Here is a 13,549-nt window from a genome sequence, read left to right on the forward strand (position 1 = left end):
CGTGGGTTTGTCAGGCCCGTACCGCCGGTGCGGTCCCGATCTGGACGCCCGACTCGGGGTCGAACAGCATCACCTGCGAGGGGTCGACGACGATGCCGTGTTCCTCGCGGTCGCCCTCGAAGTCCGGGTGGGTGACGACGGTCACCTCGCCGAACTCCGTATCGAAGAAGCTGTGCGTGGCGTCCCCGAGCGGCTCGTCGAGGAGGTGGGTCGCCGGGATATGTCCGTCGATCCGCCGTTCGGCGTCGAGGTGCTGAGGGCGGATGCCGACGCGGACCGACTGACCGACGTAGCCGTCGAGGCGCTCCGCGCCCCGCCCCAGTGGGTACTCGTACTCGCCGATGTGGAGCGTGACGCCGTCGTCCGTCCTTTCGAGCCGACCGTCGAAGAACTGGGTGGTCGGCTGGCCGATGAACGACCCGACGAACTCCGTCGCCGGGTTGTCGTACACCTTCTTCGGGGGGCCGACCTGTTCGAGTTCCCCGTCGTTCATCACCGCGACGCGGTCGGACATCGTCATCGCCTCCTCCTGGTCGTGGGTGACGTACAGCGTCGGGCAGCCGATGCGTTCGGTCACCTGCTGGACGACGGGCCGAAGTTCGCGCTTCAGTTTGGCGTCGAGGTCACTCATCGGTTCGTCGAACAGGAAGACGGAGGGGTCCCGAACCAGCGACCGCCCGAGGGCGACGCGCTGCTGTTGGCCTCCCGAGAGGTCGACCGGGCTCTTGTCGAGCTGGTTCGAGATCTGGAGCAGGTCGGCGGCGTCCTCGACCTTCCGGTAGCGTTCTTTCTTCGGAACGCCCGCGATCTTCAGCCCGTAGGCCATGTTCTCGCGGACGCTCATGTGGGGGTACAGCGCGATGTCCTGGAACAGCAGCGCGATGTCGCGTTGCTGGGGCGGGAGGTCCGTCACGTCGCGGTCGCCGAAGCGGATGGCCCCGCCCGTGGGCGTGTCGAGGCCCGCCACACAGCGCAGCGTCGTCGTCTTCCCGCAGCCCGAGGGGCCGACGAGCGTGACGAACTCCCCGTCGTCGATGGTCAGGTCGATACCGTCGACGGCGACGGTCTTGCCGTCACCGTCGCCGAACACACGTCGTAGGTTTTCGAGGTGAACTTTCATAGTGAACGGATCTGGAAGCCTTTCAGCAGATAGCTCTGGAGGAAGTACGCGAACAGCAGCGGCGGAATCGTCATCAGCATCGACGCCGCCATCATGTCGCTCCAGGCGAAGCTGTACGACTGGTTGATGAGCCGGAGGATACCGGGTGCGAACGTCGTCGCGGAGTTCTGGGGCAGCAGGATACGCGCGAACGTGAAGTCGCTCCACGCCAGCGCGAACGCGAACAGTGCTGCCGCGATCATCGCCGGCTGGGTCTGCGGGACGACGACGTCGCGGAACGTCCGCCAGCGCGACGCGCCGGCGACCCACGCCGACTCCTCCATCGCCCGCGGGATGGTCTGGATGTACTTCCACATCAGCCACACCGAGAACGGCATCGAGATAGCCGTCAGCGCGATGATCAGTCCGATCCGGGTGTTCAGCAGGCCCAGGTCCTGCCAGATGAGGTACAGCGGCAGGCCGAGCACGATGGGGCTGAACATATACCCGAACAGGAGAAACCGGGCGAAGTTCGCCTTGTGGTTGAACTGGATGCGCGCGAGGCCGTAGCCCGCCACCAGCGAGATGACGATGACCGAGAGGACGGTCCCGAGCGTCACGATGACGCTGTTGAGGAGGTAGAGGCCGACGTCGCTGTTGAACAGCACCTCGTAGTTCGACAGCGTGAACCCCTCGGACGACGGGAACCACGTGATGCCTCCGGTCTGGATGGCGTTGCGCGTCTTCAGCGAGCTCTGGAACACCCAGTAGATGGGGAAGACGATGAAGACGAAGAAGATGAACGCGCTCATGCCGAGCGCGACACGGTACAACTTGTCCTCCGTCCGGAAGTCGAGGCCGAACGTTCCGCTCCGGTCGCTCTCTGTCTTGGTTCCCATCAGGTCTCCACCTCGTCACTGGGGTTGAACACCTTGAAGTAGGCGACGCCACCGAGCGCCAGGAAGACGAACATCACGACTGCGATGGCGTTGGCCAGCCCGTAGTTGGCGGCCTCGAAGGCCTCCCGGTAGGCCAGCACGGGCAGCGTCGTCGTCGCGTAGCCCGGACCCCCGTTCGTGAGGATCCAGATGAGGTCGAACTTGTTGAACATGAAGATGGAACGGAGCAGGACCGCGACGAGGATGACCCCCTGGATGCGCGGGAGCGTGATATCACGGAACATCTCCCAGCGATTTGCGCCACAGATCTTCGCTGCCTCGTAGAACCGCATCGGGATGGCACGAAGCTGGGCGAGCGCGAAGATGGTGATGAAGATGGAGAACTTCCAGCTCCCGATGAGGACCACCAGCGGCATCGCCCACTGGTGGGTGCCGAGCGCGAAGGTGTTCTCCCCCCACAGCCCCAGGGTCTCGCTGCCGATCTGGTGGAGTACGCCGACGAAGGTGTCGAACATGAACAGGCCACCGAGGGCGACGACGATGGTCGGGATGAGGTACGCGGAGAACACGACCGCAGTCATCAGCTTCTGGGCGACCTTGATCTGGTTGAGCGTCAGCGCGATCCAGAGCCCGACGACCAGCTGGAGCAGTGTCGAGCCCACCATGAAGACGACCCCGCGCCACAGCGACGCCCAGAACCGGTCGATTCGGAGCACCTCCGCGTAGTTCGAGAGGCCGATGTACGTCCAGTTGGGGTTCAGCAGGGGAATCTCGTGGAGCGACGCCCAGACGGCGAAGCCGACCGGGATGATGGAGATAATGAGGTACAGCAGGATAACCGGGAGGATGGTCCCGATGCCGATGAGCGTCTCCGCGTCGACCGGCGCTCTGTCCAGTAGCGAGCCGATCCGGCGGGTGTCCTCCCGCTCGATGGTCTCACCCGCCACGTCCTCCCCTCCCTGTTGTGTCGTTCGGTGTCATCATCAGTTGTCCAGTCGGTCCGACATCCGCTCGCGCGCCTCCCCGACGATCTCGTTCGCCCGCTGGAGTCCCTGCTCGTAGGCTTTCTGCGGCGAGAGCGTGTCGGTGACGACCTGGTTGACCATCTCCGCCTGGAAGAAAAAGCGGTAGTAGTAGACGCCGATGGGGCTGTTCGCCAGCACCGACGCCCCCTCGATGTTGTCGTAGTACTCGGCGACGATCTCGTTCTGGACCTTCTCGAGCATCTTCAGCTGGCGCGGGTACTGCTGCCAGTAGTCGTAGCCGGTGAACGTGTCCGTCTCGATGATGTCGCTGTAGATGGGAAGGAAGCGCGTCGGCTCCGTCTCGTACATTCGTGCCGCGCGTTCCCCGTCCTCGGCGTAGAGCCACCTGAGGAACGCCGCGCCCCCCTCGGGGTTGTCCGAGTTCGAAAAGACGTGGTGGCCGTCGGGCGTCGGGTTCGAGAGGTAGGAGTCCTCCTTGGTGATGCCGCCCTCCTCCCAGAGGGGCATCGGAGCGACGGCCGTGTTCTTCGCAACCTCGTCGTTCGCCCCGGCGGCGACGCCAGCGGGCCAGATGTTGAGGTGGTACTGCTGGGCGAACTGTCCGCCGACCCAGTTGCGCAGCGACGACCCCCAGCCGATGCCGGTCGGGTCCGGCGAGTACTGCGAGAGGTCCTTGAAGTACTGGAGCAGCGTGACGATCTCCTCCTCGGGGAACCACACCTCGACTTCCTCCTGTTTCGTGCGGTCCTTGAATCGGAGTTCCTGGACGCCCATGTTCGCGAGGTACGTCTGGAACTCGTCTTGGGCCTTCCCGGTCTTCTGCCCGGCGAGGCCGTACCCGCGGATCCCCATATCGGCTTCGTCGATGGCCTTGGCGTTCTCGAGGACGCCCTGAAAGGATGTCGGAACCGACAGGCCGAGTTCGTCGTAGACGTCCTGGCGATAGATGAACGTCCCCGTGTAAGCACCGTGTGGCATCTCCCAGTAGGACTCTCCGTTGTGATAGGGCTGTGAGATGAGCGTTCCACTGTTCTCCTGTGCGGCGGCGACCGCGTCTCCGATGTCCCTGAGTCCGCCGGAGGCCCAGATGTCGCCGACCTGCTCGAAGGTCGAGGAGTTGATCGCCGGCGGATCGCCCGCCTGGATGAGGTTCGCCAGGCGACTCTCCTGGTTCCCGGAGAACCCGGAGTACTCCATCTCTACCTTCCAGTCGGTTTCCTCCTGGAAGGCGGGAACCAGGCTCTCCTCCCACTTCTGTTGCCAGGCCTCGTTGTTGTAGTCGGTAATGACGTGGACGGCCGCGCCGCCCGGCCCGCCACCACTCCCGTTCCCGTCCCCGTTCCCACCACCGCCGCTGTCGTTCCCGCCCCCACCGCCGAGACAGCCCGCGAGGCCCGCTGCACTCGCGCTCGCGAGGGCGAGGGCGTGACGCCGCGTCACTGACCAGTCGCCGTCGAGGTCGCCGAACTCATCGTGCTCACTACTCTCGTGGTCGTTGTTAACCATTGTCTACACAACACGGTACGACTACGGGGTAATAAGTATCCGGGTTGGTCTCATCCCCATTGTCGTTTCGGAACCGGGCGATATCGGCCGCCTTCGGTCGAACTGCACCGGTTCGCACCGGGATGGCTCGACACCGTGACCCCAACCCTTATGTGTAATGTTTGATACCATGTGCCATGGACTTCAGCGTCCCCTCGGAGGCCGTCCAGATACAGAAGGCGCTCGACGACTTCGTCGAGCGGGAGGTCGAACCCCTGGAGAGCGAGCACCCCGAGTTCCTCGGCGAGGACTACCAGCGCCACATCGTCGACGAGGACCACTACCAGGTCCCCGAGTATCGAGATATCGTCGAGACCATCCGCGAGAAGTCCGTCGAGGCGGGTTTCTGGGGCATGGGGATGCCCGAGAAGGTGGGCGGCGGGGGGGTGGACCTGCTCACCGACGCCATCGTGACCGAACACCTCGCCAACCGGCCGCCGGGGTTCCACAGCGCTATCATGGGCGGGGCGGGCGGGCCGACGCCCGTCCTCCTCGCCTGCGACGAGGACCAGCGAGCGAAGTTCCTCGAACCCCTCATAGCCGGCGAGGTGACGACCTGTTTCGCGCTGACGGAACCCGACCACGGGAGCGACCCTCACTACATGGACGCAACCGCCGAGAAGGAGGGTGACGAGTGGGTGATCAACGGCAACAAGTACTGGATAACGAACGGGCCGTACGCCGACTTCGCGATGGTGTTCGCCCGCACCTCGGGCGAGAAGGGCGACTACGAGGGCATCACCTGTTTCCTCGTCGAGAGCGACAACCCGGGCTACCACGTCGAGAAGGTCCACCGGACGATGGGGCTGACCCCCGGCGGGCAGGCGGAACTCCGCTTCGACGACTGCCGGATCGGCGAGGACCGCGTCCTCGGCGAGGTCGACCAGGCGTTCCAGACGGCGATGAACTGGATCGGCGGCGGGCGCATCAAGATCGCCGCGAACGCCGTCGGGACCTCGCAGTTCCTGCTGGACCTCGCCGTGGAGTACGCCCGCGACCGCGAGACGTTCGGCAAGCCCATCGGCCACCGGCAGGGCGTCTCCTTCCAGCTTGCGGACCTCGCGACGGACATCGAGCAGGTGCGTCAGCTCTACCGCTACGCCGCTTGGAAGATTCAGGAGGGCGAACGCGCCCGCAAGGAGGAGTCGATGGCGAAGCTCAGGGGCTCGGAACTCGCCAACCGCGCCGCCGACGTCGCCATGCAGGTGTACGGCGGGGCCGGGTTCATGAAGGACACGCCCATCGAACGGGAGTACCGCTCTGCGCGCGTCCTCCGCATCTTCGAGGGGACCGACGAGATTCAGCGCCGGACCATCGCCCGCGAACTCGTCTGACCCGGTTCCGGTCCCGTCGGGGTCGCGTTCAGTCGCCGGCCTCGCCCTCCGCGTCGAGGGGGTAGGCAGGTACGTGTGTCCGGTCGCCGTCGCCCGGCGGTTCGGGGAACTGCTTGCGGTCCATCGCCGCCTCGACCGCGGGTGCGAGTCGCTCGCGCTTGCGCTCCAGTCGCGCCGGTTCCCGGTCGTGGAACTCGGGCATCACCCGCTCGGCGAACAGTTCGAGCGACTCGCAGATGTGCTCGTGGCGGTTCTTCCCGCCCTGCTGGATGAAGATGACCTGGTCGACGCCCGCCTCCTCGAACCCGCGGAGGTGCTCGCGGATGCCATCGGGCGTGTCGATGGCGCTCCCGATGATGGACTCCTCGAAGGCGTCGACGCCGCCCGCGTCCTGGAACGCCTGCCAGATGTCCGTCTCGCCGGGTTCGTGGACGCCCTCGAAGTAGTAGTGTGCTAGCGCGAACTGGAAGAAGGCGAACCCCTCGGCACCCCGCTCGCGCGCCACCTCTCGGTCCGGGTGACAGGAGAATCCGGTCACCATCGCGACGTTGGGGTTGACCGCCCGGCCCACGGGGACGCACTCCTCCTCGAACGTCTCGTAGTAGGTGTCGACCCACGACTCGGCTTCCTCCGGGTCGGCGAAGGTGAAACAGAGCGCGCCCACCCCGTTGCGGGCGGCCTCCTCGATGGTCTCGCGACTCGAACAGGCCATCCACAGCGGGGGGTGGGGGCGCTGGACCGGCTTGGGGACGACGTTGCGCGCCGGCATCTGGACGTACTGGCCGTCGTACCCCGGGTACGGCTCCATGTCGAGCATGTGGGCGGTCTGCTCGGTGCACTCCGCCCACATCGCGCCTTTCTCCTCGGGAGGGACGCCGAACCCCTCTAGCTCCGTCCGGGAGGCGGACTCACCGGTCCCCCACTCGACGCGCCCGTCGGAGACGATGTCGAGGGTGGCGACGGCCTCGGCGACGCGCGCCGGGTGGTTGTACGCGGGCGGCATCAGTTTGATGCCGTGCCCGAGGCGGATGTCCTCGGTCCGCTGTGCGGCGGCGGCGAGGAACACCTCGGGGGCCGAGGAGTGGCTGTACTCCTCCAGGAAGTGGTGTTCGACCTCCCAGGCGTAGTCGATGCCGAGGTCGTCGGCCAGTTCGACCTGGTCGAGGGCGTCGTGGTAGAGGCGGTGTTCGTCGCCGTCGTCCCACGGGCGGGGCAACTGGTGTTCGTAGAAGACGCCGAACTTCACGGGTGACTCACGACTGGAGTGTGAATGGCGGTAGCACTTAACACTAGCTTCTGGTTGACACGAGAACGTGCCACGATACCACGATTTATGTCCGTCGCCCGCACCCACCCGTCATGGACTGTCAGACCGGCCGCGGGACGGACCTCTCGACGTCCCCCGTGCCGATTCACCGCCTCGAGTTCGGTCTCGAGTGGCCGCCGTGGACGGCCGCCGCCTACCTCGTCGCCACCGACGACCCGGTCCTCGTCGACGCCGGCGTCCCCGGAGACGAGGGCGAGGCGGAACTCCGTGATGGGCTGGCGGAGTACGGCTACGACCCCGCGGACGTGGGCCACGTCGTCCTCACGCACCCCCACTCGGACCACCTCGGACAGGTGCCCACGCTCCGAGAGGCGGGTGCGCGCGTCGTCGCCGCCCGTCCCACCCGCGAGCGACTCCGCCGCGACCCGGACGACCTCGCCGCCGCCGTCGAACGGGTCTGTCGCGGTGTCGGCCTCCCGGACGGGGAGATCCCCGACCAGATCGACCGGGCGCTGGACTCCCTTCGGCGCAACCGCCGACTGCTCGACCCGGACGGCATCGACCACGCCTTCGCGTTCGGCGAGTCGTTCGAGGCGGGCGGCCTCGCGTTCGACCCCGTCCACACGCCGGGACACCAGGCCGACCACGCCAGTTTCGCGGTCGGCGTCGGTGGCGAGGACCTGTTGTTCTCGGGCGACGCCCTCGTGGCGACGTTCCGCGCCGCCGCCCTCAACGTCGGGTTCGACGACGGCGCGTACGGCGCTGTCGACGACTTCTACGCGGGCTACGACCGTCTCGACGGTCGAGAGTTCGACCGCGTCTTCCCCGGCCACGGCCCGGTCTTCGAGGACGCGGCGGGCGCACTCGCCGACTCGCGGGCCGACCTCGACTCCCTCCTCGCGGGGACGCTCGACGCGGTCCGGGCGGTCGGCCCCGCCTCGCCGTACGACCTCACCCGCGAACGCGTCGGCGAGTACGAACACCTCGCGCGCCTGTTCGACACGGTCGGTGCCCTCGGGGCGCTGGAACGACGGGGACGGGTCGAACGGGTCGACTCGGGCGCAGAGGGCGACGACGGCCCCCGACGCTACCGCGTACGCCCGGCCGGGGAGGAGTAGTCAGACGACGCGGTTCCGCAGGTCCTCGCCCGCCCGGTAGCGCCGGTAGTTCTCCGCGAAGATGTCCGCGGCACGCTCCCAGTAGTGCGGCGTCGTCCCCGCGACGTGGGGCGTCGCGAGGACGTTCTCCATCCCCCACAGCAGGGAGTCCTCGGGGAGCGGTTCCTCCTCGAACACGTCGAGAGCGGCACCGCGCAGACGGTCGTCGCGGAGTGCCTCGGTGAGTGCTCCCTCGTCGACCACCTCGCCGCGAGCGATGTTGACGAGGACGCCGTCCTCGCCGAGGGCGTCGAGTTCCTCCCTCCCTATCAGCCCGCGCGTCTCGTCGGTCAGCGGACAGGCGAGGACGACGCGGTCGGACCGGGCGAGTGCCTCGCCGAGTTCGTCGGGGGTGACGCAGTCGACGCCGTCGGGTGCGCTCGACGGGTCGCGCTTGACGCCCACCACGTCCGTCCCGAGGGCGAGACACAGTTCCGAGACGCGCGACCCGATGGCCCCGACGCCGACGACGCAGACGGTGCGGTCGGCGAGTTCGCCCGCGCCGTAGCGCGCCCACTCCCGGTCGCGTTGCTGGGCGACGGCCCGGTCGAAGCGTCGCTCGAAGTGGAGCAACGCGCCGAGGACGTGGTCGGCGATGGGCCGGGCGTGAATTCCGGAGGCGTTCGTGAGGACGACGCCGGACTCGCGGAACGCGTCGAGGTCGTAGCTGTCGACGCCCGCCGAGAGCGTCTGTACCCAGCGGACCGGTGCGGTCTCGCGGAGTTCGGGGTCGAGGCGGTGCGTGACGAGGATGTCGGCGTCGGGCGCGTGGCGGTGCGTCTCCGCCTCGTCGTGGCCGACCCGGAGGTCGACGTCGTCGGGGAGTCGCTCGCGGATGGCCGCGGCCAGCGGTTCGGTCCCGTCGCCGAAGATGGGGTGGGCGAGGAGGACGGTCGGGTGGTCGGTCATGGTCCGACTCACTCGGGGCGGGCGAATAACCGCTCCGGGTCGGGACGGGCCGCCGTCAGTCCTCTGCGGCGGCGCGGTCGGCGAGGACCGCCCGCTGAATCTTCCCCGTCGCCGTCTTCGGCAACTCGTCGAGGAACCGCACCTCGCGGGGGTACTCGTGTTTCGAGAGTTCGCGCCGGGCGAAGCCGACGACCTCCTCCGCGAGTTCCTCGTCGCCCGCGACGCCCTCTCTGAGGGTGACGTACGCCCGAACACGTTCGCCGCGCGTCTCGTCGGGGACGCCCACGACTGCCGCCTCGACGACCGCCTCGTGGTTCATGAGCGTCGACTCGACCTCCTCGGGGCCGATGCGGTAGCCCGCCGAGACGATGACGTTGTCGGCCCGCGACTCGTACCACCAGTAGCCGTCCTCGTCCTCGCGGGCGAGGTCGCCGGTCCGGAGCCACCGACCCCCGAAGCGCCGCGCGCTGGCGGCGGGCCGCCCCCAGTACTCGCCCGAGTCCTCCGGGTGGCGCTCGACTGCCACCTCACCGACTTCCCCCTGTTCGACGGGGTCGCCGGCCTCGTCCAGTAGTGCGACGGTCCGGCCGGGGATGGGTTTGCCCATGCTCCCGGGTCTGACCTCCCAGTCGCCGAAGGCGTAGTTGCAGACGAGCATTCCCGCTTCCGTCAGCCCGTAGGCGTCCTGTGGCGGCGCGCCGAGGCCCTCCTCGCACCACCGGACCGTCTCGGCGTCCAGCGCCTCCCCGGCCGACAGGAGCACCCGGAGGTCGACGTCGTACTCGCGCAGGTCGACGCCCGCCCCCCGCGACTGTCTGAGCGCCGTGGGGGGAACCATCGCGTTCGTCACGCCGAAGTCGTCGAGCGTCCCGAAGAAGGCGTCCGGGTCGAACCGCCCCCGGTAACAGCCGATGGCCGTCCCGACGAGTCCGGCCGCGATGGTCCCCATCTGGAGACCGTAGGACCACGCCGGCGAGGCGGCGACGAAGTAGACGTCGTCCGACCTGAGGTCCACGACGTGCCGGATGTACGAGTGGAGGCGAACCGGCGAGCGGTGCGCGGAGGGGATGCCCTTCGGTTGGCCGGTCGTCCCGCTGGTGTACGTGACGGTGAAGGGGTCCGCGGGGTGGGTGTCGACGGCGTCGAACTCGTCCCCGTGTCCCTCGACGACGGGATAGGGTTCGACCGTCGCCCCGCCCATGTCGCCGCCTCTGGTCCCCTCCCCGTCGCCCACGAGGACGACCCGGTCGAGCGACGGGGCGGCCTCGGGGTCGAACGCTTCCAGTCCGGCACGTTCGGCGAACAGGACCGCCGCCCCCGAGTCGTCGAGGCGGTAGTTCAGCGCGTCCGGCCCGAAGACGGGCGCGAGGGGGACGTACACCCGGCCCGCCTTCAGCGTCCCGAACACGACGGCGTACAGTTCGAGTCGCGCGGGGAGCATCGCCCCCACCCGGTCGCCGCGCTCGGTGTGTCCGACGAGATAGTTCGCCACCCTGTTGGCGGCCGCGTCGAGTTCGGCAAACGTGTACGTCTCCGTCTCGCCCGACTCGAAGTCGCGGATGCGCAGGCCGGTCCGGTCGGAGTCGCCGTGGCGGCCGAGGGCCTCCTCGCCGAGGTTGAGTCCCGTCCGGTCGCCGACGGTCACGAGGTCGTCCCACCCCGCTTCCGGGTCGTAGAGGTCGGAGACGGCGTCGTAGGCGCTGTCGTACGTCATACGTCACCTGTTGACAAGACACCGCATAAATCGTGGGGTCGGTCGGCTCTCCTCCCGCCCGCTCCGTCAGTCGTCGGCTTCGTCGTGGTCCTCGACGAGTTTGAACTTCTGTATCTTCCCGCTTGCCGTCCGGGGGAGTTCCTCGACGAAGTAGACCTCGCGGGGGTGTTTGTACTCCGCGATGCTGTCCAGACAGTACTGCTTGAGGCCCTCGCTCGTCACGTCCTCGCCGACCGCGACGCCGGGACGGGGGACGACGTAGGCGACGGGCACCTCGTTGCGCCGGTCGTCGGGGACGCCCACGACGGCCGCCTCCGCGACGGCCTCGTGTTCGTGGAGGAACTCCTCGACCTCGCTCGGGTAGATGTTGTAGCCCGCCGAGACGATCATGTGCTTCTTGCGGTCGACGATCTCGAAGTAGTTGTCCACGTCCCGCCGGGCGATGTCACCGGTGCGGAAGTAGCCGCCCTCGGTGAACGCCTCGTCGGTGGCGTCGGGCATGCCGTGGTAGCCCGCCATCACCTGCGGGCCCCGGACGAGCAGTTCGCCCTCCTCGCCGATGGACACCTCCTCGTCGTCGTGGTCGACGATTTTGCAGTCGACCATCCGGAGCGGCTGGCCGATGGTGCCGTGTCGGAGGCCGAACGTGGAGTTCTGCTGGGAGTGGGTCGCGCCGTTCGTCTCGGTGAGGCCGTACCCCTCGGTCATCGCCACGCCCGCGACCGCCTCGAACTCGCGCTGGACGGCGACGGACATCTTCGCGCCGCCCTCCGAGGCCCGGACGAGACTGCTCAGGTCGTACTCGCCGAACGAGTCGTCGTTGACCATGTCGACGTACATCGCAGTGACGCCGACGAAGTGGCTGATGCCCTCCGCCTCGATGGTGCGCATGGCCGCCTCGGCGTCCCAGTTCGTCGGGTTGCGGAGGAACAGCGACCCGCCGCGGACGAGCGGTTGCATGGCGACGTGGGTGAAGCCGGTGATGTGGTAGAGCGGCAGGTAGAGCAGGCTCCGGACGTCCTCGTCGTCGATGGGGTCGTGGCCCGCGAGGACCGAGAGCAGTTGCGCGGCGAAGTTGCGGTGGGTCAGTCGGACCCCCTTCGGGCGGCCCGTCGTCCCGGAGGTGTACGGCAGGAGCGCCACGTCGCCGTCCTCGCGGTCGACGGTCAGGGGATCGCCCGAAACGTCGTCGAACGCGAGGTCGCCGTCGGCGCGTTCGGGGCCCACGGTGAGGACCGTCGGGTCGGCGTCCGCCTCGGCGACGGCCTCTCCCAGCGTCTCCCGGAGCGCGGAGTGCGTGACGACGCCCGCCACGCCCGCGTCGTCTAGCTGGTAGGAGAGTTCGCGGGACTTGTACTGCGGGTTGACCGGGGAGACGACGACGCCAGCGCGGAACGCGCCGATGGCGGCGACGAGGTACTCGGGGCAGTTCGGCAGGTAGACCATCAGGACGTCGTCCGCCTCGAAGCCCGCCTCGCGGAGGCCCCCCGCGAACGACCGGGTGCGAGCCTGCAGTTCGTCGTGCGTGATGCGGTGGCCGTCTACCTCGATGGCGAGGGCGTCGCCGTGGTGTCGGGCCGTCTCGTCGAACAGCCGAGCGACGTTCCCCGAGTGGACGCTCGGGTCCGTGTCGTCGATGTGCATGACCAGTGGTACCGTGAGCCGACAATGAACCTTGTGCCGAACGGTTTTGTGCTCGCGGGTGTCACCGCCGCACATGAACGACGACGACGGCAGGCGGGCCGGGAGCGGAGAGGGGAGCGAGTGAACGTCCTGCTGACGAACGACGACGGCATCGACGCGCCGGGGCTCCGCGCGCTCGCCTCGGCGCTCGGTGAACTGGGGGACGTGACCGTCGTCGCCCCGGCGACCAACCAGAGCGCGGTCGGGCGCGGCCTCTCGTACGGCCGGATGGGGCCGGACGTGTCGCGGGCGGGCGGGGACTTCGGGCTGAGCGCCGACGAGGAGTTCACGGTGACCATCCCCCACGAGGAACACGAACTGGGGTACGCTGTCCACGGAACGCCTTGCGACTGCGTCATCCTCGGAGCGGGGGCGTTCGAGCGTCCGGACGTCGTCGTCGCCGGGTGCAACCCCGGCGCGAACCTCGGCGTCCACGTCCTCCCCCGGTCGGGGACGGCCAGCGCCGCGACGGAGGCCGCGAGTCTGGGCGTCCCCGGCGTCGCCGTCTCGATGGACACGCTCGGCATGACGGGCGAACGCGCCCCCGAGGACTTCGAGCGGGCCTGTGACGTCGCCACGAGCGTCGTCTCGCGGGCCATCGAGGGGGACGCGTTCGAGACGGTCGACTACCTGAACGTGAACGTCCCCCGGCCCGACCGCCCCCTCGACGGTGTCTCCGTGACCCGGCCGACGCCTGTCTACGAGATGGACGCGAAGTTCGAGGACGGCCGGTTCCGCCTGCACAACCCGCTGTGGGCGCAGATGGCCGCCGAGTCGCTGCCGGACCCGTCGGGGACCGACCGGCGGGCCATCGCGGCCGACCGGGTGAGCATCTCGCCGCTCACCCTGCCGGGGGGCGACCCCGACGACGAGACGCTGTCGGGGTTCGCGGACCTCTTCGAGGGCGTCGTTGAGAGCCGCTGATACCGGGGAGACGGGTCGAACCGCCGACAGGA

General features: G+C 68.3%; 11 protein-coding genes. 3 read left to right on the top strand and 8 right to left on the bottom strand.

What is annotated here, in order from left to right:
* Positions 1–10 precede the first annotated feature (10 nt).
* Genes NKG96_RS18060 through NKG96_RS18075 form a run of 4 tightly spaced genes read right to left on the bottom strand, consistent with a single transcriptional unit; the run spans position 11 to position 4,490 of the window.
* Positions 11–1,120, bottom strand: coding sequence for an ABC transporter ATP-binding protein (locus NKG96_RS18060; RefSeq protein WP_254538561.1), 1,110 nt, complete (start codon positions 1,118–1,120; stop codon positions 11–13).
* Entirely contained in the window at positions 1,117–1,998 is an 882-nt protein-coding gene (locus NKG96_RS18065) for a carbohydrate ABC transporter permease (protein ID WP_254538562.1), read from the bottom strand. Before NKG96_RS18065 ends, NKG96_RS18060 begins: the two co-directional genes overlap by 4 nt.
* The gene (locus NKG96_RS18070; protein ID WP_254538565.1) at positions 1,998–2,945 is read right to left on the bottom strand and encodes a carbohydrate ABC transporter permease; all 948 of its coding nucleotides are present in this window, start codon (positions 2,943–2,945) and stop codon (positions 1,998–2,000) included. Before NKG96_RS18070 ends, NKG96_RS18065 begins: the two co-directional genes overlap by 1 nt.
* A 36-nt stretch (positions 2,946–2,981) precedes the next feature.
* On the bottom strand, positions 2,982–4,490 hold the full coding sequence (locus NKG96_RS18075) for an ABC transporter substrate-binding protein (protein WP_254538567.1): 1,509 nt from the start codon (positions 4,488–4,490) through the stop codon (positions 2,982–2,984).
* 176 nt (positions 4,491–4,666) lie between these two features.
* On the opposite strand from NKG96_RS18075, the gene NKG96_RS18080 reads away from it, so the two are divergent.
* On the top strand, positions 4,667–5,863 hold the full coding sequence (locus NKG96_RS18080; protein ID WP_254538568.1) for an acyl-CoA dehydrogenase family protein: 1,197 nt from the start codon (positions 4,667–4,669) through the stop codon (positions 5,861–5,863).
* Between the two features lie 28 nt (positions 5,864–5,891).
* Here NKG96_RS18080 and NKG96_RS18085 read toward each other — a convergent pair whose 3' ends face one another.
* Entirely contained in the window at positions 5,892–7,109 is a 1,218-nt protein-coding gene (locus tag NKG96_RS18085) for an LLM class flavin-dependent oxidoreductase (protein WP_254538179.1), read from the bottom strand.
* Between the two features lie 113 nt (positions 7,110–7,222).
* On the opposite strand from NKG96_RS18085, the gene NKG96_RS18090 reads away from it, so the two are divergent.
* A complete protein-coding gene (locus NKG96_RS18090) occupies positions 7,223–8,248 on the top strand; it encodes an MBL fold metallo-hydrolase (protein ID WP_254538180.1) in 1,026 nt (341 codons plus the stop codon).
* Here NKG96_RS18090 and NKG96_RS18095 read toward each other — a convergent pair whose 3' ends face one another.
* The 3 genes from NKG96_RS18095 to NKG96_RS18105 form a co-directional block, all read right to left on the bottom strand.
* Positions 8,249–9,196 carry a D-2-hydroxyacid dehydrogenase gene (locus tag NKG96_RS18095; protein WP_254538181.1) on the bottom strand — a complete coding sequence of 316 codons (948 nt, stop codon included), beginning with the start codon at positions 9,194–9,196 and terminating at the stop codon, positions 8,249–8,251.
* A gap of 55 nt (positions 9,197–9,251) precedes the next feature.
* Positions 9,252–10,910, bottom strand: a complete 1,659-nt coding sequence (locus NKG96_RS18100; RefSeq protein WP_254538182.1) for an acetate--CoA ligase — start codon at positions 10,908–10,910, stop codon at positions 9,252–9,254.
* A gap of 66 nt (positions 10,911–10,976) precedes the next feature.
* Positions 10,977–12,554 carry a class I adenylate-forming enzyme family protein gene (locus NKG96_RS18105; RefSeq protein ID WP_254538183.1) on the bottom strand — a complete coding sequence of 526 codons (1,578 nt, stop codon included), beginning with the start codon at positions 12,552–12,554 and terminating at the stop codon, positions 10,977–10,979.
* Positions 12,555–12,578: 24 nt separating this feature from the next.
* Here NKG96_RS18105 and surE point away from each other — a divergent pair, with 24 nt between their 5' ends.
* Positions 12,579–13,517, top strand: a complete 939-nt coding sequence (gene surE / locus NKG96_RS18110; RefSeq protein WP_254538184.1) for a 5'/3'-nucleotidase SurE — start codon at positions 12,579–12,581, stop codon at positions 13,515–13,517.
* Positions 13,518–13,549 lie beyond the last annotated feature (32 nt).

Source organism: Halomarina litorea, assembly GCF_024227715.1.
Classification (GTDB): domain Archaea; phylum Halobacteriota; class Halobacteria; order Halobacteriales; family Haloarculaceae; genus Halomarina; species Halomarina litorea.